The 19,319-nt window shown below is 73.7% G+C and carries 15 protein-coding genes; 6 read left to right on the top strand and 9 right to left on the bottom strand.

Going from position 1 to position 19,319, the window contains the following annotated elements:
* Positions 1–111: 111 nt before the first annotated feature.
* The gene (locus ACIA79_RS11895) at positions 112–1,593 is read left to right on the top strand and encodes a PP2C family protein-serine/threonine phosphatase (protein WP_399428050.1); all 1,482 of its coding nucleotides are present in this window, start codon (positions 112–114) and stop codon (positions 1,591–1,593) included.
* 162 nt (positions 1,594–1,755) lie between these two features.
* Here ACIA79_RS11895 and ACIA79_RS11890 read toward each other — a convergent pair whose 3' ends face one another.
* Complete coding sequence (locus ACIA79_RS11890; RefSeq protein ID WP_399428049.1) at positions 1,756–3,249, bottom strand: hypothetical protein; 1,494 nt, start codon at positions 3,247–3,249, stop codon at positions 1,756–1,758.
* Between the two features lie 234 nt (positions 3,250–3,483).
* On the opposite strand from ACIA79_RS11890, the gene ACIA79_RS11885 reads away from it, so the two are divergent.
* The 4 genes from ACIA79_RS11885 to ACIA79_RS11870 all read left to right on the top strand — a co-directional run bounded on the left by ACIA79_RS11885 (position 3,484) and on the right by ACIA79_RS11870 (position 11,121).
* Positions 3,484–4,602 (top strand): aminoglycoside phosphotransferase family protein, encoded by a 1,119-nt coding sequence (locus ACIA79_RS11885; RefSeq protein WP_399428048.1) that lies wholly within the window; start codon positions 3,484–3,486, stop codon positions 4,600–4,602.
* A 296-nt stretch (positions 4,603–4,898) separates the two neighbouring features.
* Positions 4,899–6,641 (top strand): PP2C family protein-serine/threonine phosphatase, encoded by a 1,743-nt coding sequence (locus tag ACIA79_RS11880; protein WP_399428047.1) that lies wholly within the window; start codon positions 4,899–4,901, stop codon positions 6,639–6,641.
* 161 nt (positions 6,642–6,802) lie between these two features.
* Complete coding sequence (locus ACIA79_RS11875; RefSeq protein ID WP_399428046.1) at positions 6,803–8,788, top strand: N-acetylmuramoyl-L-alanine amidase; 1,986 nt, start codon at positions 6,803–6,805, stop codon at positions 8,786–8,788.
* Between the two features lie 92 nt (positions 8,789–8,880).
* Complete coding sequence (locus ACIA79_RS11870; RefSeq protein WP_399428045.1) at positions 8,881–11,121, top strand: germacradienol/geosmin synthase; 2,241 nt, start codon at positions 8,881–8,883, stop codon at positions 11,119–11,121.
* A 76-nt stretch (positions 11,122–11,197) separates the two neighbouring features.
* Here the strand turns inward: ACIA79_RS11870 and ACIA79_RS11865 are convergent, their stop codons facing one another.
* From ACIA79_RS11865 to ACIA79_RS11830, 8 genes are all read right to left on the bottom strand, one after another.
* On the bottom strand, positions 11,198–11,599 hold the full coding sequence (locus ACIA79_RS11865) for an RNA-binding S4 domain-containing protein (protein WP_399428044.1): 402 nt from the start codon (positions 11,597–11,599) through the stop codon (positions 11,198–11,200).
* A gap of 4 nt (positions 11,600–11,603) precedes the next feature.
* Positions 11,604–12,104, bottom strand: coding sequence for a hypothetical protein (locus ACIA79_RS11860; protein ID WP_031079537.1), 501 nt, complete (start codon positions 12,102–12,104; stop codon positions 11,604–11,606).
* Positions 12,105–12,375: 271 nt separating this feature from the next.
* Positions 12,376–12,777, bottom strand: coding sequence for an ACT domain-containing protein (locus tag ACIA79_RS11855; protein ID WP_399428043.1), 402 nt, complete (start codon positions 12,775–12,777; stop codon positions 12,376–12,378).
* Positions 12,778–12,927: 150 nt separating this feature from the next.
* Positions 12,928–13,179 (bottom strand): DUF397 domain-containing protein, encoded by a 252-nt coding sequence (locus ACIA79_RS11850; RefSeq protein WP_399428042.1) that lies wholly within the window; start codon positions 13,177–13,179, stop codon positions 12,928–12,930.
* Between the two features lie 80 nt (positions 13,180–13,259).
* Positions 13,260–14,426 carry a thiolase domain-containing protein gene (locus ACIA79_RS11845; RefSeq protein ID WP_399428041.1) on the bottom strand — a complete coding sequence of 389 codons (1,167 nt, stop codon included), beginning with the start codon at positions 14,424–14,426 and terminating at the stop codon, positions 13,260–13,262.
* A complete protein-coding gene (locus ACIA79_RS11840) occupies positions 14,423–15,475 on the bottom strand; it encodes a thiolase domain-containing protein (protein WP_399428040.1) in 1,053 nt (350 codons plus the stop codon). The genes ACIA79_RS11845 and ACIA79_RS11840 overlap by 4 nt, the downstream gene beginning before the upstream one ends.
* Complete coding sequence (locus tag ACIA79_RS11835; RefSeq protein WP_399428039.1) at positions 15,472–16,440, bottom strand: Zn-ribbon domain-containing OB-fold protein; 969 nt, start codon at positions 16,438–16,440, stop codon at positions 15,472–15,474. The genes ACIA79_RS11840 and ACIA79_RS11835 overlap by 4 nt, the downstream gene beginning before the upstream one ends.
* A gap of 114 nt (positions 16,441–16,554) precedes the next feature.
* Positions 16,555–17,352, bottom strand: a complete 798-nt coding sequence (locus tag ACIA79_RS11830; RefSeq protein WP_399428038.1) for a crotonase/enoyl-CoA hydratase family protein — start codon at positions 17,350–17,352, stop codon at positions 16,555–16,557.
* Positions 17,353–17,519: 167 nt separating this feature from the next.
* Between ACIA79_RS11830 and ACIA79_RS11825 the strand changes: the two genes are divergently transcribed.
* Positions 17,520–19,187 carry an acyl-CoA synthetase gene (locus ACIA79_RS11825; RefSeq protein ID WP_399428037.1) on the top strand — a complete coding sequence of 556 codons (1,668 nt, stop codon included), beginning with the start codon at positions 17,520–17,522 and terminating at the stop codon, positions 19,185–19,187.
* The last annotated feature ends 132 nt before the right edge of the window (positions 19,188–19,319 follow it).

Below are 19,319 nucleotides of genomic sequence, written 5' to 3'. Positions count from 1 at the left end.
CGTATCGAGTGTTGCCAAAGCTCTTACAGGCCCTCGCAGGCTGTGCAACAGTCGTAACCGGTCCTTGTTCTTTCAGACTCTGGCCACGCCGCGCCTGTATCGGAGTACGACATGCCGTCCCATCTGTTCGCGGACCGTACCGCCGGGCAGCCGCCCGAGCGCGGCACGGTGGACGCCCTGATCTCGCAGACCCGCAGACTGCGGGGAGACGTCGACGCCGTGCGCCGGGACGCCGTGGTGGACGAGGACGACCCCCAGGGCCGCTGGCAGCGCGCGCTGTGCGACCTGGCCGTACACCAACTCGACGACCTGGGCGCACAGTTGGGGCAGCTGAAGGAAGGGCTGCCCGAGGGGCCGTCCGCCGACGGGCAGGGCACGCGGCCGGCCGAGGAGCCCCACCGGGCGTCGCCGGACGAGCCGCCGCGCACCGGTTCGCTGCTCAGCCGGGTCGGCAGCGCGCAGTGGAACCTGCTCACCGACGAAGTCACCTGGTCCGACGAGCTGTTCCAGATCTTCGGCCGCTCCCCCGGATGCGGTCCCATGTCGCTGGACGAACTGCCGTCCGTGGTGTTCGCCGAGGACCAGGCCCTGCTGACGGCGATGGTGACGGGCTGTCTGATCGACGGCAAGCCGATCGACGGCGAGTTCCGGATCGTCCGCACCGACGGCCGGGTGCGCACGCTTCACATGATGGGCGAACCGGTCCTGGACTCCGACGGCTGCACGGCCTCCATGTGGGCCGTTTTGCGGGACGTCAGCGAGCTGCGCCGTAGTGAGCGCGCGGTCCGCGAGACCCGTGAGTCGCTCCGGCGCCGCCATGACATCGAGCAGACCGAGCACCGGATGGCGGTGGAGCTCCAGGAGGCGGTCCTGCCGCCGTGGCGCGGCTCGCTGCGCTTCCCGCACGGCGGCCCCGCGGCCCTCGACCTGGCCGGCCACTACCTGCCGTCCGAGTCCAGCGCGATGATCGGCGGCAACTGGTACGACGCCCTGGAACTGCCCGACGGGGACGCCCTGCTGACCGTAGGCGACCTGACCGGGCACGGCGTGTCGGCGACGTCGTCCATGGCGATGCTGCTGGGCGCCCTGCGCGGCATGGCGGTGGCCGGGATCAGCCCGGGGCCGCTGATGGAGCACCTCAACCGGCTGCTGGAGGCGTCCGCGCAGCCCGCGCTGGGCAGCGCCGTGTGCTGCAGGTACAGCCCGGCGACCGGGACCCTCAGCTGGGCGCAGGCAGGACACCCCGCCCCGCTGCTGTTCCGCGGCGGGACGGGGCGTGCGCTGGCGCGTCCCGAGGGGCTGATGCTCGGGGCGACGCCCCGGACGTCGTACGAGCAGACCGAAGTGCGGCTGCTGCCCGGCGACGTGCTGGTCCTGCACACGGACGGGCTCACCCGCGGTGCGGGTGCGGACCCGTTCGGCGCGGGGGGCACGGACAGGCTGCTGGGTCTGGCACCGCGGTTCGCCCGGGCGCGCGATGCGCAGGAGTGCGTACGGTCGGTGGTGGAGGAGTTCGGCGCCTGCCCGCGGGAGGACGACGCCTGTGTCATGGTCGCCCGGATCGGCGACCGGTCGGAGAGGATCACGCCATAGGGCGAGGCCGCGGGAGCAGGACCACGTCGTCGTGGGCCTGTGTGCGGTGGTGGGGCGCGTCGTGGGACACCGCGTCCATGTCCGTGCTGGGCGCGGGGCGGCGGACGTTCAGCGAAGTGGGTGAAGGGTGTGCAGGGCCGGGCCGGATGGTGCCGGCCCTCGTCAGATCCGGTGGTCGCGGGACTTCCTGGTCGTCTGCTTGGGCATGGCGAGCTGGATCTCCTCGCGCAGATCCTCGATCTTCGTGTAACCCGCGTACTGCCCGGTGAGCCGGTACATCTCACGCAGCCGGTCCCAGGTGCGCTGCGAGGAGGTCTCCCCCATCGACATTAGGGCGAGCCTGGCGTACCGGTCGGCCTGCTCCGGGTCGTCGGCGATGAAGCACGCCGACGCCATCGACAGGTAGTCGAAGATCTTCGACCGCTGACGGCCGTCGACCCGCAGGGCGAGCGCCTTCTGCGCGAAGTGCTGGGCCTGCTTGGCGGCCCCCGGCTCGTGCTCGGCGAGGGTGCGGTAGGCGAGGGCCTGCATGCCGTACAGGTCTTCCTTCTTGAAGGTCTGCATCCAGCTGGGCGGCGGCACGTCGCTCTTGTCGGAGACGAAGAGCTCCTCGGCCTCGCCGAGGGTGCGGCGCATGGCCTGGCCGCGGCCCATCGCCGCCTGTGCCCAGGCTTCGATGGTGTGCAGCATGGCGTGCGTACGGGGCAGCATCTCGTCGCCCGAGCCGGCCCGGGCGAGCTTCATCAGGTCCAGGGCCTCGTCGGGGCGGCCCAGGTGGACCATCTGCCGGGCGGCACGGGACAGCGCCTCACCGGCGCGGGGCCGGTCGCCGCCCTCGCGGGCCGCGTGCGCGGCGATCACGAAGTACTTCTGGGCGGTGGGTTCCAGGCCCACGTCGTGGGACATCCACCCCGCCAGGACGGCGAGGTTGGCGGCGACGGCCCACAGCCGCCGCTGGAGGTGCTCGGGGTGGCGGTAGGCGAGCATGCCGCCCACCTCGTTGAGCTGGCCCACCACGGCCTTGCGCTGCAGGCCGCCGCCGCGGGCGGCGTCCCAGGCACGGAACACTTCGACGGACCGCTCCAGCGCCTCGATCTCCTGGGAGCCGATGGGGGCGGCCTCGTAGCGGTCGAAGCCGGCGGGGTCGGCGTGCAGCGGATCGGGGACGCGGGCCGCGTCGGAGGGGAGTGCGGGGTCGGTGCGGAGCCAGTCGTGCATGGCGCTGGTCAGTACGGAGCCTGCGGTGAGCGCGGCACCCGCGCCCATCAAGCCGCGTCGGTTGAGCATGAGGTCCATTCCCGTGAATTCGGTGAGGACCGCAGCCGTACGCTCGGGCGCCCAGGGCAGCCCGTCAGGGTTGTCGGTGTTCCTGACGTCCCGCCGTTTCCCGGCGCGCCCGTGTCGTACGAACCCGAGGTCCTCGATGGTCACGACACGGCCGAGTCGCTCGGTGAACAGGGCTGCCAGCACCCGGGGCACGGGATCGCGGGGGGTCTCCCCCATGTCGATCCAGCGCCGGACCCGCGACGTGTCGGTCGCCAGCTGCGGGTGGCCCATGGCCGCCGCCTGCCGGTTCACGAGCCGTGCGAGCTCTCCTTTGGACCATCCGGCCAGGCCGAACAGGTCTGCAAGGCGGGTGTTGGGTTCTCCGGTCACGTCAAGCCCCCAGGTTCTCGGCTGAGTTGACAGTAGCCCGCTGTCATAGGGCTGGCGACTATTCGCCAGGCTTCGCCAGGGTCCGCCAGATGGTGTGCCACGGGCGCGCGGGTGTCAGGTAGGAAAGCGCCACCCCGCCCCGGCAACCGGCCCTCATTCCCCAGGGTGTCGGCCGGTTGCCGGGACGGGGCAGCGTACGTAACTCGTCGGCACACGAAGGGATCTGTCTCGCCCATGTACACAGCATCGTCCTCCGTGTCCGCCCCGCCCCGGCTCCAGCGCACCGTCCCGGCCGGCAGCGGACCGTATCTGGATCCCACGCAGGCGGGCAGGGGCCGGCGCTGGGCGGGACCGGCGGCGGGGCCGCTCAGCGGCAGGATCGACCTGTCCGGCCCGCAGGGCGCGCAGCTGCGCAAGGCGATCGCGTCGGTGCACCGGATCTGCCCGGAGTTCAACCCGGTGCAGCTGATGCGGCGCAGCAGCCGCTCCGTCCTGCTCGTCGGGACGACGGGGCGGGCCACCGCCGTCGCCAAGTGTTTACTGGACCACTCCCCCGCCTGGGCCGAGCGGCTCCGTCATGAGATCGCGGCCTACCGCACCTTCGTCCGCCACCGCCCGCCGGTGCGGGCGCCGCGGCTGATCGCCGCCGACCCGGACAACTGCACGCTGGTGATCGAGCGGATGCCGGGACGGGCGGCGGCGCTGACCCGCCACCCCTTCGAGGCGCCGCCCCGCGCCGATGTGCGGGCCGCCCTGGGGGCGATCGCGCGGCTCAACGCCTGGCGGCCGCCGGCCGGGACGTTCGACGCGCCGCTGGACTACGCCTCGCGGATCTCCCGCTACCACGAGCTGGGGCTCTTCACGGACCGGGACCGCGACGACCTGCAGAAGCTGCTGCACGGTCTGGCGCACGCGGGGGCGCGGGGCGGCATGGGCCAGTTCTGCCACGGCGACGCGCTGCTGTCGAACATCCTGCTGTCGCCGGCCGGTCCGGTGCTGGTCGACTGGGAGCACGCGGGCTGGTACCTGCCGGGGTACGACCTGGCCACGCTGTGGGCGGTGCTGGGCGACGCCCCGGTCGCGCGGCGGCAGATCAGCCAGCTCGCCCAGGCGGCGGGCCCTGCGGCGCGGGACGCGTTCCTGGTGAACCTGATGCTCGTGCTGACGCGGGAAATACGGACGTACGAGACGGCGGTGCAGCGCACGATACGAGAGGCGCCGCCGGTCGGCTCGGTCCCGGTCCAGCCCGGGGGGTTGTCCCAGGGGGAGGAACAGCGACTGCTGCTGAGGAGGCTGCACGACGACTGCGCTCTGGCCCGGCGGGCCGTGCGCGCCGCGGTCGGGACGCGCTGACCGCGTGGCCCGGAGCGAGTGACCGGGAGGTTCCCCGGCCGGAGGCTCAGACGCCGGGGGAGCTCCGCAGGGACGTGCGCTGTGTGGCCGGTGCCGACACACCGGACACACGGCGCACTGCTGTGTCACCGGGGGGGGTGCCTGCCCGGGCGCGGGAGCGGCTCGGACTCGACCGGGCCGCGCCGAGGCGGTCGCCCGTGTGTGCGCCGGATGGGCGGCCGGGCGTTTGCCGGTCTCCCCGCCGGTTAGGCAGGGTATGGCCCTATTTTCGCTTTCTATGTCCGGGAGGCCGCGAGATGCCGTCCGACGTGGCGTCGCTGAAGGCCTTCATCGAACGCGAGATCGTGACGCTCCGCGCCGACGTGCGCAGGAGCACGGACGCCGCGGCGCCCGGTCCCGGCGGCGGGGACGGCAGCCCGCCGGGTGACACACTGGGCCCGGCGGGGCCCGGGGTACGGGAAGGGAAGCAGTGCCCGTGCGGGCAGGGCCACGGGACGCGGCACAGCTGTGTGGACGCCGGTGAGGACCACGACCCGTGGCGGTGCCTGTGCTCGACGCTGCCCGCCATCCCGGTGTCCGCCGCGCTGCTGACGCCGCTGCGCGACGACTCCGGCACCGTCACCGACTTCGTCATCAGCGCGGGCAACCACATCCGCTCGACGGAGTGGCTGAAGTCTCCGGACCAGCAGGCGGGGCAGCGGTTCTTCGAAGTGGCCCGCCCCGGCGCCGCCGCCACCGGGCTGCTGAGCGCCTTCCGTGAGGTCCTGACGACGGGCCGCTCCCTCGACGGCCTGGTCGTGGACTACACGGAGGATCGGTACGGCCGGCTGCGGCGCGTGCAGCTGGTCCACTACGCGGCGTCGTGCGGGGACCGGGTGCTGACGACCTGGCGGCCGGTGCGCAGCCAGGCGGAGCTGCTGACCATCGACGCCCAGCATCTGGCCTCCATGGGGTGGGGCTGGTGGGACCTGCTGTCCGGCGGGGTGTCGTGGTCCGAGGGGCTGCAGCGGATCTTCCGTACGGATCCGGCGCTGCCGTGGTCGCTGCTGGAGCTGTGCGACCACCTGGTGCGGGCGGACGTGGGGCCGTTCGGCGAGTTCATCGCGTCGGTCCTGGCCGGTGAGGAGCCGGCGTGGACCCGGATCCGGTTCCTGGTGCTGGGCGAGATCCGTACGGTGGACCTGCTGGGCCGTCCCGTGGCCGGTACGGACGGCCGGCCCTGGGCGGTCCAGATCGTCGCTCGTGACCTCACCCCGCAGATGCGCAGCCGGCGGCGTCTGGTGGAGAAGCAGGTCGAGACGGAGCAGTTGCGGCAGCAGGCCGCGGCGGAGCAGCACGTCGCCGCCGTCCTGCGCGAGGCGCTGCTGCCGACGTACTCGGAGGGTCTCGCCGAGCTGGGCCTGACGGCCGCGGCGGCGTACCTGCCGGCCGAGCCGGAGGCGGCCGTCGGCGGGGACTGGTACAAGTGCCGGCCGCTGCCGAGCGGGCGGGCGCTGGTCGCGATCGGTGACGCCAGCGGCCACGGCCTGGACGCGGTGGCCCGGATGGCGCAGCAGCGGTACGCGATGGCGGGGCTGGCCCACTCGGGGGCCTGTGCCGGTGATGTCGCCACCTGGCTGAACGAGCTGGTGTGCAGTGACGCCACTCCGTCGACCGCCACCATGTCCGTGGGGCACATCGATGACGACCGGGTCTTCCGGTGGACGTGCGCCGGTCACCCGGCCCCGCTGCTGCTCCGCGGCGGTCATGCGTTCGCCCTGCCGACGGACCACCGGGGGCCGTTGCTGGGTGTGCTGCCCGGCCATGCGTACGAGACGGCGGAGTTCCCGCTGGAGCGGGGGGACGTGCTGCTGTTCTACACCGACGGGGTCGTGGAGCGGCGCGGCCAGGACATCACCGAGGGCATCGCCGCGCTGACGCGGGCGCTGGCCGCGAGCAGCGGCCGGCCGCCCCAGCAGATCATCGACCGGCTGACCGAGGAGTACGAGCGCACGGTCCACGACGACGACGCCTGCCTCCTCGCCGTACGGATCGACTGACCGGCCCCCCGCGGCCGGCCGTGCCACATGTGTACTCCTCTGACGCGCCGCAGGCCGCCACGGCGCGCTTCTCCGCCTGCTGCGCGGCTGATTGACGGATCGCCGGCCGGCCGCTACCCCTGGACGGATCCGCTCCCCGAGCGCCCCTCCAGGAGGCTGCAGTGCCCGGTCCGGCCCATCGACGCGTACGGGGAGCGGGCGGCGCCGTGGTGGCCGCCGCGCTGCTCCTGTCCCTGTTCCCCGCCGCCGCCCCGGCGAGCGCCGGGCCGCCGCCGGCCGCCGGATCGCTCCAGGACGCCTTCGCCGCGGCCGCCGACCGGTACGGCGTGCCGCGCGGTGTTCTGCTGGCCGTGTCGTACCTGCAGTCGCGGTGGGACGGTCACGGCGGCGCGCCGAGCGTCTCGGGCGGCTACGGGCCGATGCACCTGACCGACGCGCGGACCGCGCTCGCCTCGGCGCCGCACCACACGCACGGCGGGGAGGACGCGCGGGGCGACACCTCGCGCCGCCCGAAGGACGGCGCCGGCACTCCGCTGCCCGGGCCGTCGGCACTGCCGCCCCGGCTGCGCACGCTGGAGCGGGCGGCCGGGCTGACCGGGCACTCCCCCGAGCGGCTGCGCACCCGCGCCGCCGCCAACATCGAGGGCGGGGCCGCGCTCCTGGCCGCCGCGCAGCGGGAGCTGGGCCGTGCGGCGAGCGCGGACCCGGCCGACTGGTACGGCGCGGTGGCGCGCGTCTCGGGCGCCGACGACCTGGCGACGGCCACGGCGTACGCGAACGACGTGTACACCGTGCTGCGTTCGGGGGCGCGGCGCGTCACCGACAGCGGTCAGCGGGTCGAGCTGCCCGCCGATCCCGGGGCGGTACCGGACACGGCGGCGCAGACCGCCGGGCTCGGGCTGCGCGCGGCCGGCCGGGGCCGGGCCGAATGCCCGCGCACGGTGGCGTGCGAGTGGGTCCCGGCGCCGTACGAGGAGTTCGGCCAGGGCGACTACGGCAACCACGACAAGGCGGACCGGCCCTCCTCCCAGACGGTGGAGTACATCGTCATCCATGACACCGAGGCCACCTGGGACGTCACGCTCCGGCTGGTGCAGGATCCCACCTATGTGTCGTGGCACTACTCGCTGCGCTCGTCCGACGGTCACATCGCCCAGCACGTGCCGCTGAAGGACGTCGGCTGGCACGCGGGCAACTGGTACGTCAACGCCAAGGCGGTGGGCCTGGAGCACGAGGGCTTCCTGGCCGCCCCGGACGCCTGGTACACGGAGGCGATGTACCGGGCGTCGGCGCGTCTCGTGCGGTACCTGGCGCGGCGGTTCGGCGTCCCGCTGGACCGGCAGCACGTCCTGGGCCACGACAACGTGCCGGGGCCCACCACGGCGGCGGTCCGCGGCATGCACACCGATCCCGGCCCGTACTGGGACTGGGCGCACTACTTCGAGCTGCTGGGCCGGCCCCTGACCCCCACCGCGGGCCCGCACGGCGCCGCGGTGACGATCCGTCCCGAGTACGCCGCCCACCGGCCCGTGTACACCGGCTGCGTGACGCCGGGTGAGGTGTGCACCCCGCACGGCAGCGGCGCGGTGCGGCTGCACACGGAGCCGAGCCCGAGTGCCCCGCTGGTGAAGGACATCGGGCTGCGGCCGGGCGGGGAGGACTCGACGACCGGCGTCAACGACACGGGGGCGCGGGCGTCGACGGGCCAGCGGTACGCGGTCGCGGAGCGGCGCGCGGAGTGGACGGCGATCTGGTACCTGGGCCGGAAGGCATGGTTCCACGATCCGCGCTCCCGGCCGGCGGCCGTCGGCGCACGCGCCCGGCTGATCACTCCGCGCCCGGGCCTCGCGGAGATCCCGGTGTACGGCAGGGCGTACCCCGAGCCGTCGGCGTACCCCGCGGGCGTGCCGGTGCAGGCGGTGTCGCCGTTGGCGTACACGATCCCCGCCGGGCAGCGGTACGTGGCCGGCGGCCGTGTCCCGGGCGAGTACTTCTTCGCGCCGGCGTTCGACACGGCCGGCCACCGGGTGGTGCGCGGCCGGGAGGAGTACTACGAAATCCAGTTCGGGCACCGGGTGGCGTTCGTCAAGGTGTCCGATGTGCGCGTCCTTGGGGAGGCCACCCCCGTCACCCGTTCGTATGACTAATGCATGGGTCGCGTGGGACGGGAGTGACGTGGGTAGGCCTGGCGCGGACATTTCGCCCCCGCTCGCCCACGTCACCGAAAGGCCCCGCACGCATGGCTCAGCCCTTCGTCCTCCCGGATTTCTACGTGCCGTACCCGGCACGCCTCAACCCTCATCTGGAGGCCGCCCGCGTGCACACGAAGAAGTGGGCGCGGCGGATGGGGATGCTGGAGGGATCCGGGATCTGGGAGGAGCACGACCTCGACTCCCACGACTACGCCCTGCTGTGCTCGTACACCCACCCGGACTGCGACGCCGACGCACTGTCGCTGGTCACGGACTGGTACGTCTGGGTCTTCTTCTTCGACGACCACTTCCTGGAGGTCTTCAAGCGCACCCAGGACCTGGCCGGCGGGAAGGAGTACCTGGACCGGCTGCCGGCCTTCATGCCCGGGGACCCGGCGCAGGGCATGCCGGAGCCGGCCAACCCCGTGGAGGCGGGGCTGGCGGACCTGTGGGCACGGACCGTGCCGAGCATGTCGCCGGGGTGGCGGTCCCGCTTCGCGGAGTCGACCGAGAACCTGCTCAACGAGTCCCTGTGGGAGCTCGCCAACATCAACGAGGGGCGGATCGCCAACCCGGTCGAGTACATCGAGATGCGCCGCAAGGTGGGCGGCGCTCCGTGGTCGGCGGGGCTGGTGGAGTACGCCGCCGGTGCCGAGGTGCCCCGGTCGGTGGCCGGGTCGCGGCCGCTGCTGGTGCTGCGGGACGCGTTCGCCGACGCCGTCCACCTGCGCAACGACCTCTTCTCGTACCAGCGTGAGGTCGAGGACGAGGGCGAGAACAGCAACGGTGTGCTGGTGCTGGAGAGGTTCCTCGCCTGCTCGACGCAGGAGGCCGCGGAAGCCGTCAACGACCTGCTGACCTCCCGGCTGCAGCAGTTCGAGAACACGGCGCTCACCGAAGTGCCCGCGCTCTGCCTGGAGAAGGGGCTGGACGACGAGGAGCGCGCCGCCGTCGCCGCGTACACCAAGGGCCTTCAGGACTGGCAGTCCGGAGGTCACGAGTGGCACATGCGCTCCAGCCGGTACATGAACGAGGGCGTGCGGAGCGCGCGTCCGGCGCTGCCCGGGGTACTGGGCACCTCGGCGCTCGACATCCGGACGCTCTTCGGGCGTCCGGCCGCCGCGCGGCTGCGCACCCTCACCCATGTGCCGCACCAGCACGTCGGCCCTTCGCTGCTGCCCGACTTCGACCTGCCCTTCCCCCTCTCGCTCAACCCGCACCTGGACGACGCCCGCGCCGCGTCGCTGGCGTGGGCGGGGCGGATGGGCCTGCTGGACGACATCTGGGACGAGCAGTTGATGGCCGGCTTCGACCTGGCGCTCTGCGCGGCCGGGCTGGACCCGGACGCCACCCCCGAGGAACTGGAGCTCAGCGCGCAGTGGCTGACGTGGGGCACGTACGGCGACGACTACTACCCGCTCGTCTTCGGGCGGCCGCGCGACCTCGCCGGGGCGAAGGTGAGCACGGAGCGGTTCAAGGAGTGCATGCCGGTGGACGACCCGGCGGCCGGGGCGGCCGTCGCGGTGAGCCCCATGGAGCGGGCGCTCGCCGATCTGTGGGCGCGCACCACCGGGCCGATGGGCGCGGCGGCCCGGGCGTCCTTCCGCGGGGCGGTGGACCGCATGCTGGACAGCTGGATGTGGGAGCTGCACAACCAGGCCCAGCACCGGGTGCCCGACCCGGTGGACTACATCGAGATGCGGCGCCGGACCTTCGGCTCCGACATGACGATGAGCCTGGCGCGGCTGCGGCACGAGGACGGGCTCCCGGCGGAGCTGCTGCGGAGCGGCCCGGTGCGCAACCTGGAGAACGCCGCCCAGGACTACGCCACGATGCTCAACGACCTCTTCTCGTACCGCAAGGAGATCGAGGTCGAGGGCGAGGTGCACAACGGGGTGCTCGTCGTGCAGACGTTCTTCGACTGCGACTACCCGGCCGGCGTGGCGATCGTCGACGACCTGATGCGGGGGCGGCTGCGGCAGTTCCTGCACGTGAAGAAGAACGAACTGCCCGTGCTGGCCGAGCAGTTCGGGCTGGACGAGAGCGGGCGGGGCGCGCTCGACGCGTATGTGCGGGAGCTGGAGGACTGGCTCGCGGGCATCCTCCACTGGCACCGCAGCGTACGCCGCTACGGGGACGAGGACATCCGCTCGGGCGCCGGTACGCCGCGGCTGCGGGGCGCCGCTTCCGCCGCACCGCCCTCCGGTCCCGCGGCTCCCGTCCTGCCGGGCGGCCCGGTGGGCCTGGGCACCTCCGCGGCGCGGGTGGCGGGGATGTTCACCTCGTGAGGCGGTAGCGGGCGGCGGAGTGTCCGGGCCGGCCCGGGCGCTCCGTCCCGTCTGCGGCGCCCTCGGCGCCCGGGGCTCAGGAGGGGCGCAGGCCGCGGAGCTGGTCCAGTTCGCGGCGCTCGCGCTTGGTGGGGCGGCCGGTGCCGCGGTCCCGGACGCCGGCCAGCGCGACGTGCTCGCGCGGCGGCGGGGGCGGGCTGTTGTCGGCGTACGCCTCGGCGGCGACGGGCGCGCCGACCCGCTTGGCGATCACCCGCTTGACCTCGACGATCCGCTCGCGGCCCGCGTGGAACAGCCGCACCTCATCGCCCGGCTTCACGGCCTGGGCGGGCTTCACGCGCTCGCCGTTGACGCGGACGTGCCCGGCCCGGCAGGCGGCCGCGGCCTGCGAGCGGGTCTTGGTGAGGCGTACCGCCCAGATCCAGCTGTCGACGCGCACGGTCCCCTGTGCGCCGCCCTTGCCCTCGTCCGTCGCCATGGGCTCAGCCCTGCTGGAAGAGTTCCGCAGGCAGGGGCTTGAGCAGCGCGTACAGGTCGTCGGTGATCGGACGGTCCCAGCTGGCGATGGTGACCAGGACGTTGTCGCTGCGGTCGAACTGCACGCAGGAGATCCGGCTCTCGGACAGCTTGAGGCGGCGCACGATCAGGAGGTTGTCCCCCTGCATGACGGGTACGTCCTCGGTCTCGACGACCTCGACCGGCTCGTCGTTCTCCAGCGCGGCGAGCAGCTGCGCGACCTCGAAGGGCACCTGCCCCTCGGCCAGCTCACGCGCCGGGGATCCCTCCGGCAGGTTGCCGATGATCATCGCGGGGCCGCGGCCGCCGAACAGGTCGTAGCGGAGGAACACGCCCTGGCAGCTGCCGTCGGGGGCGGGGAGCAGGCCGGCGCCGAGATTGCCGGGCCAGTCGCCCGGGTCCATGGCCAGGACATCGAAGTCCGGGCCCGCGGGTGTGGCGGCGCTGCGGCGACGGAGGAAGGACATGCCGCCATGGTACGTGCCCGCGCGCCCGGAACGGCGGCCGCCCCCTCGGCGAAGTCGCCCGCGACCGGTGCCTCCGGGGGCGGTTCGGCGCCGGCGGTTCACCGCATCGGGGGATGCGTCCCGGATGCCTGCGCGGGCCCCGCTCCGGCCCCGGTGACGCCCGTCCGGAGCACGGTGGTGCTCGCCGGGGCGGGCGCGGGCGCGGCGCCCGCCGGCCATGCCCCGGCTGGGCACCGGACCGTGCCGGGCCGGGCCCGGCCGGCCGGCCGGCTCAGGCGGTGTGCTCGGCGAGCCGGCGGAGCACGGCGAGGGCCTCCTCGGCGCGCTCGCGCTCCACGAAGAGGTGGTCGTGGTGGTAGCCCGCGACGACGTTGCAGCTCAGGCCCGCCTCGGCGAGTGCGCCCGCGACCGCCGCGGTCAGTCCGACGGCGTCGAGCGCCGAGTGCACGCGCAGGGTGATCCAGCCGGCCACGTAGTCGTACGGGAGCGAGGCGGCGTCCGCCTCCGCCTCCCGCAGGACGAGGGTGAGTCCCTCGGACTCGGCAACGGTGACGACGGGGTGCAGGCCGGGCGGGACGTCCCGTCCGTCGACCGTGCAGAAGACGTAGCGGCCGGGGTCGAGCTCGGGCCGCATGCCGGACACGAGCCGGGTCAGATCACGCTCTCCACTCATGATCGCCACCTTAGGCCGGACCCCGGCGGCGTTCATGGACGTCCCGTGTCCGGTTCGGCCCGGCCGCGTACAGGCGGTGCCGGCCCCGCGGGGCGCGGCGGGCCCGAGGTGGCGGGGCCCGCCGGCCCGGCGAGGTCCGGAAGACACGTCCTAGGTGAGGTCGAACTCGCCTTCCCGGGCGTTCACGACGAAGGCGCGCCACTCGGCGGGGGTGAAGATCAGCGACGGACTCTCCGGACGCGTGGCGTTGCGCATGGCGATGAAACCCTCGACGAACGCGATCTGCACATCACCCGCCCCTTGGCTGCCGGACCGCCAGTCCGCGTTGCTGAGGTCGAGGTCCGGCTTGTTCCAGCCCGCGAGCTGCTGCCGGTGCTGCTGAGCGGTGATGCTGTCGGCCACGTGCCTGCTCCTCCCGGTCGTCGTCCGCGCTCAGACTAGTCATCGCGGCCGGTCCCGGACAGGCCGCGTCGGCGGTCTCCTCACGTCCGGGGCGGCTCTGCGCCGACGAGCCACATGGAGAAGAACTGCGCGCCGCCGCCGTAGGCGTGTCCCAGGGCCCGGCGGGCTCCGGGCACCTGGTGCCCGCCCGCCCGCCCCCGTACCTGGAGGGCCGCCTCGGCGAAGCGGATCATGCCGGAGGCGCCGATGGGGTTGGTGGAGAGCACGCCCCCCGACGGGTTCACGGGGAGGTCCCCGTCGAGTTCGGTGACGCCCGCCTCGGTGAGCTTCCAGCCCTCGCCCTCGTCGGCGAAGCCGAGGTTCTCCAGCCACATCGGCTCGTACCAGGAGAACGGCACGTACAGCTCGACGGCGTCGATGTCGCGGCGCGGGTCGCCGATCCCGGCCTGCCGGTAGACCTCGGCCGCGCAGTCCTTGCCCGCCCTCGGGGAGACGAAGTCCTTGCCGGCGAACATGGTCGGTTCGCTGCGCATCGCGCCGCCGTGGACCCAGGCGGGCGGGTGCGGTGAACGGGCCGCGCCCGCGCGGCCGGTGAGGACCATGGCGCAGGCGCCGTCGGAGGAGGGGCAGGTCTCCGAGTACCGGATGGGGTCCCAGAGCATCGGGGACGCCTGGACCTTCTCCAGGGTGATGTCGTGTTCGTGGAGGTGTGCGTACGGATTCCTCAGGGCGTTGCGGCGGTCCTTGTACGCGACCAGGGAGCCGATGGTGGCGGGCGCGCCGGTGCGGCGGATGTAGGCCCGTACGTGCGGGGCGAAGAAGCCGCCCGCGCCGGCCAGCAGCGGCTGCTGGAAGGGCACGGGGAGCGACAGGCCCCACATGGCGTTGGACTCGGACTGTTTCTCGAACGCCACGGTGAGGACGGTGGAGTGGACGCGCGCCGCGACGAGGTGGGCGGCGACGAGGGCGGTGGAGCCGCCGACGGAGCCCGCGGTGTGGACGCGGAGCACCGGCTTGCCGACCGCGCCGAGGGCGTCCGCGAGGTACAGCTCGGGCATCATGACGCCCTCGAAGAAGTCGGGCGCCTTGCCGATGACGACGGCGTCGACGTCCGCCCAGGTCAGTTCGGCGTCCGCGAGGGCGCGGCGGGCCGCTTCGCGGACGAGTCCGGCGATCGACACGTCACGGCGGGCGGCGACGTGCCGGGTCTGGCCGATGCCGGTGACGGCCACGGGCTCCTTGCTCACGGGGCGTCTCCTTCCAGGACGGCGACCAGGTTCTGCTGGAGGCAGGGGCCGGAGGTGGCGTGGGCGAGGGCGCGGCCGGAGGTGCCGCGGTGGATGCGGGCGGCGGCCTCGCCGAGGCGGACGAGGCCCGCGGCCATGACGGGGTTGGCGGCGAGCGCGCCGCCCGAGGGGTTGACGTCGACGGTGTCGTCGAGGCGCAGCGCCTTGCGCAGGATCACCTCCTGCGAGGTGAAGGGCGCGTGCAGCTCGGCGGTGTCGACGGGTCGTTCGAAGGCACCGGCGTGCCGGGCGGCGAGGCGGGTGGAGGGCGAGTCGGTGAGGTCGCGCACGCCCGGGGCGTGCGGTTCGATGCGGTGGTCGATGCCGCGGATCCAGGCCGGGCGTTCGCACAGGTCGCGCGCCGTGTCACCGGCGGCGAGGATCACGGCGGCGGCGCCGTCGCCGATGGGCGGGCAGTCGCCGGTGCGCAGCGGGCGGACGACGTACTCGCCGTGCGGGCGGGGGCCGGGGAGCTGGGCGTGCGGGTTGTGGTCGGCCGCCGCGGCGCGGTTGCGGTAGGCGACGGCGGCCAGCGCGGCTTCGTCGGTCTCGCCGGCGTCGATCAGGGCCTGTGCCTGGAGGGCGGCGAGGGAGACGGAGTCGGGCCACAGGGGGGCCAGGTAGTAGGGGTCGAGCTGGCGGCTGAGCACGTCCCTGAGGGGGCCGGGCGACGATGTGCCGTACGCGTACACCAGGGCGGTGTCGGCCTCGCCGGTGAGCAGGGTGACCCACGCCTCGTACAGCGCCCAGGCGCCGTCCGTCTCGACGTGCGACTCGGCGATGGGCGGCCAGGCGCCGACGCCGTCCAGGGCCATGGTGAAGGAGAAGGCGCGGCCCGCGAGGTAGTCGGAGGAGCCGGAGCAGGTGAAGCCGATGTCGCGGGTCCTCAGGCCGGTTTGGTCCAGCACGTCGTGGAGGACCGGCAGGAGCATCTCGGTCTCGGAGAGGCCGTCGGCGCGCCGCCGGTGGTCGGTCTGGGCGAAGGCGACGATGGCGACCTCGCGCGTCACAGCAACTCCTTGTAGGTGTCGTAGGCGGCGTCGGGCTCGCCGGTGGGCCGGTAGTGATCGGGGTAGCGGCTGCCGTCGGTCCAGACCGGTTCGACGCGCAGGCCCATGCGGACCTGGTCGTACGGGATGCCGGCGATCCGGCCGTGCAGGGCGAGGCCGGCGCCGTCGAGGGCGATGTGGGCGTAGACGTACGGGACCTCGATGTCGAGGTTGCGCGCCTTGATGTTGACGATGCAGTAGGTGGTGACGGTGCCGCGCGGGCCGACCTCGACCTGCTCGGTGGTGGCGACACCGCAGGTGGGGCAGGCGCCGCGGGGCGGGACGTAGACCTTGCGGCAGGAGGGGCAGCGTTCGCCGACGGTGCGGCGGTCGGCGAGTGCGCGGAGGTAGGCGGTCTGGGCGCGGCCGGGCGTGCAGGTGTAGTCGAGGCGGGCGGGGGCGACGATGCGGGTGACGGGGTCGGCGAACCGCCCGTCGTGCTCCCGCGGCCCGGGCGGCGTCGCCGGTTCGCCGTCGTACGGCTCGAAGCAGGCGATGTCGGTGATGGCTCCGGTGCGCCGCCGCGCCCAGCGGACGCGGACCCGCAGGCCGGTGCGTACGGAGTCGGGGCCGCCGGGTGCGTCGAGGGCGTGCAGGAGGGCGCTGTCGGCGCCGTCGAGCCGGACGAGGACCCAGGCGAAGGGCCGGTCGAGGGGCTGGCCGCGGCGGGGGGCCGGGTTCCAGGCCCAGGTGGTGACGGTCCCGGTGGTGCCGACCTCGACGAGGTCGCGGATCTCGTCGGCGGTGCGGGGGTCGTACTCGACGGGCGGGACGAGGACCGTGCCGTCCGCGGTGCGCACGCCGAGGACGGTGCGCTCGCGCAGCCCGGTGAGGAAGGCGGACTGGACGGGGCCGAGGGACCGGGTGAACGGGAACTCCACCACCAGGGGTGCGCTGAGGGGCTGGGGCGCGGGGGTGGTCGCCATGGACGGAACTCCAATCTCCGCGCCGGGGGTGCGGTCGGCCGGAGCGACGCGGTCGCGCCGGGGACGCGCGGGGCGCCGGCGGCTCGGGGCTGGTGGGGGGTGCGGAGGGGCGGGTCAGGCGCGCCGGAAGACGGGGGCGCGTTTCTCGGCGAAGGCGCGGGCGCCCTCCTTGGCATCGGCGGTGCCGAAGACGGGCCATCCGCGTTCGAGTTCCGCGGCCAGGGCGTCGGTTTCGGACAGCCCGGCCGTCCCGTACACCGATGCCTTGACCGCCTCCACGGCGAGCGGGCCGCAGGCGTTGATCCGTTCGGCGATGGCGAGTGCCGTGTCGAGCGCGGTGCCGTCCGGGACGACGTGGCCGATCAGCCCGATGCGGGCGGCCTCCTGGGCGCCGTAGGGGCGGCCGGTGAGCAGCATCTCCAGAGCGTGGGTGTGCGGGATCTGGCGCGGGAGGCGGACCGTGGAGCCGCCGATCGGGAAGAGGCCCCGGCGGACCTCGAAGAGCCCGAAGGTGGCGGACTCGGCGGCGACCCGGATGTCCGTGCCCTGGAGGATCTCCGTACCGCCGGCCACGCACGGGCCCTCGACGGCGGCGATGACCGGCTTGCGCGGCCGGTGGTGGCGGAGCATGGCCTTCCAGTGGAGGTCGGGGTCGGCGGCCAGGCGGTCCCGGTAGCGCTGGCCTGCCATCTCCCCGCCGGCCAGGGCCTTGAGGTCCATGCCGGCGCAGAAGCAGCCGCCCGCGCCGGTGAGCACCACGGAGCGGATGTCGTCGTCCTCGTCCGCCTCGGTCCAGCCGTCGTGGAGCCCGACGAGCATCGGCAGCGTGAGCGCGTTCTTCGCCTCGGGCCGGTTCAGGGTGAGTACGAGTGTGGCGCCCGCCCGCCGCACGGTGAGGTGTTCCGTGGCCATGACCGTCCTCCCGTCTCAGATGGAACAGGTTGCAGGAGGCGGGAACGCAGTTCAAGAGTTTTTCTGACACTCAGTCAGATTCTTCGGCCGGCCGTCTTCCCCCTTGTGCGCCCCGGCGCTCTAATGACCGCCGTGCCCGGCGCGGCGCCCGGTGTGGAGGAGGAGCGGTGGAGTACAACCTTGCCGACCTGTTCGAGTCGGTCGTGGACGTGGTCCCGGACCGCGAGGCGCTGGTGTACCTCGACCATCCGGGGACGGGGGCCGAGCGGCGGCTGACGTACGCGCGGCTCGACGCCGCGGCCAACCGCATCGGGCACCACCTGCTGGACGCGGGGCTGCGGCGCGGCGACCACGTGGGGCTGCACCTCTACAACGGCGTCGAATACCTCCAGACCGTGCTGGGGTGCCTGAAGGCGCGGCTCGTCCCGGTGAACGTCAACTACCGGTACGTCGAGGAGGAGCTGGTCCACCTCTACCGGGACGCGGATCTGGCGGGGCTGGTCTTCGACGCGGAGTTCACGCGGCGGGTCGCGGCCGCGGCTCCCGGGGCGGAGCGGCTGCGGCACCTGGTGCGGGTGGGGACCCCGCCCCCGGGCGCACCGGAGCTCGGTTGCGTTCCGTTCGCGCGGGCGGAGGCCGGCGGTTCCCCGGAGCGGGGCTTCGCGGCGCGCTCGGGCGACGACCTGTTCATCATCTACACCGGCGGCACCACCGGAATGCCGAAGGGAGTGATGTGGCGGCAGGAGGACCTGTTCTTCTCCGGGCTCGGCGGCGGAGCCCCGACCGGTGAGCCGGTCGGGCGGCCGGAGGAGCTGGCCGAGCGGGTCGCGGCGGGCGGCGCCGGGATCACCTTCTTCCCCACTCCCCCGCTGATGCACGGCACGTCCACGCTCACCGCGTTCATCGGCTTCGGCTTCGGCCAGCGGGTGGTGCTGCACCGCAGGTTCGTGCCCGAGGAGGTCCTGCGGACCATCGAGCGGGAGAGGGTCACCAGCGTGTCGCTGGTCGGCGACGCGATGCTGCGGCCGCTGATCGACGCCCTCGGCGGGCCGCTGAAGGGGGTCGACCTGTCGTCACTCTTCAGCGTGTCGTCGTCGGGCGCGATCCTGTCGGAGACGGTCCGCGCACAGTTCCTCGCGCTGGTGCCGCACGTGATGCTGCTCAACAACTTCGGCTCGTCGGAGTCGGGCTTCAACGGCACGGCGACGGACGACGCGGGTGCGGGCCGGGGCTTCCGGCTCCGGGTCAACAGCCGTACTCAGGTCGTCGATCCGGCGACGCACCTGCCGGTGCGGCCGGGCGAGCCGGGCCGCATCGCGCAGCGCGGCCACGTCCCGGTCGGCTACTACAACGACCCGGCCAAGACGGCCGAGACCTTCTTCCGGCGCGGCGGCGAGCGGTGGGTCCTGCTCGGCGACATGGCGACCGTGGACGAGGAGGGCATCGTCACCGTCCTCGGGCGCGGCTCGCAGTGCATCAACACCGGCGGCGAGAAGGTGTATCCGGAGGAGGTCGAGCAGGCGCTGAAGTCCCACCCGGACGTGTACGACGCGCTCGTCGCCGGCGTCCCGGACCCGCGGTGGGGCAACCACGTGGCCGCGGTGGTGGAGCTGCGCCCGGACGCGGCGTCACGGCCCACGCTCGACGACATCCAGCGCCACTGCCGCACCCGGCTGGCCGGCTACAAGGTGCCCCGGCAGCTGGTGCTCACCGACCGGATCCAGCGCTCACCGAGCGGCAAGGCGGACTACCGGTGGGCGCGCGCGGTGGCGTCGGCGGACGCGCGGACGGACGCCGGCGAGTGCGGGCCGGTGTCGGCCGGCTCGGGCGAGTGAGGGACGCGTGGTCCGCCTCGGGCGGCGGAGCGCGGGTCATGCCTCTTGCCATCGGGCGCCCGGATTGGATTACTGATCCCCGGCAGTGATCGACCGAATGATCGGTCGATCGTCCGGACGGATCCAGGACGG

The organism is Streptomyces sp. NPDC051310, from assembly GCF_044455245.1.
Lineage (GTDB): Bacteria > Actinomycetota > Actinomycetes > Streptomycetales > Streptomycetaceae > Streptomyces.
Note: the sequence above shows the minus strand (reverse complement) of the source record. Positions and strands in the feature narration are given on the sequence as shown.

Excerpts from the sequence above, each read along its gene's own strand:
- ACIA79_RS11895 (WP_399428050.1), top strand. The coding sequence starts at position 112 with ATGCCGTCCCATCTGTTCGCGGACCGTACCGCCGGGCAGCCGCCCGAG.
- ACIA79_RS11885 (WP_399428048.1), top strand. The coding sequence starts at position 3,484 with ATGTACACAGCATCGTCCTCCGTGTCCGCCCCGCCCCGGCTCCAGCGC.
- ACIA79_RS11880 (WP_399428047.1), top strand. The coding sequence starts at position 4,899 with ATGCCGTCCGACGTGGCGTCGCTGAAGGCCTTCATCGAACGCGAGATC.
- ACIA79_RS11870 (WP_399428045.1), top strand. The coding sequence starts at position 8,881 with ATGGCTCAGCCCTTCGTCCTCCCGGATTTCTACGTGCCGTACCCGGCA.
- ACIA79_RS11865 (WP_399428044.1), bottom strand. The coding sequence starts at position 11,599 with ATGGCGACGGACGAGGGCAAGGGCGGCGCACAGGGGACCGTGCGCGTC.
- ACIA79_RS11860 (WP_031079537.1), bottom strand. The coding sequence starts at position 12,104 with ATGTCCTTCCTCCGTCGCCGCAGCGCCGCCACACCCGCGGGCCCGGAC.
- ACIA79_RS11855 (WP_399428043.1), bottom strand. The coding sequence starts at position 12,777 with ATGAGTGGAGAGCGTGATCTGACCCGGCTCGTGTCCGGCATGCGGCCC.
- ACIA79_RS11835 (WP_399428039.1), bottom strand. The coding sequence starts at position 16,440 with ATGGCGACCACCCCCGCGCCCCAGCCCCTCAGCGCACCCCTGGTGGTG.
- ACIA79_RS11830 (WP_399428038.1), bottom strand. The coding sequence starts at position 17,352 with ATGGCCACGGAACACCTCACCGTGCGGCGGGCGGGCGCCACACTCGTA.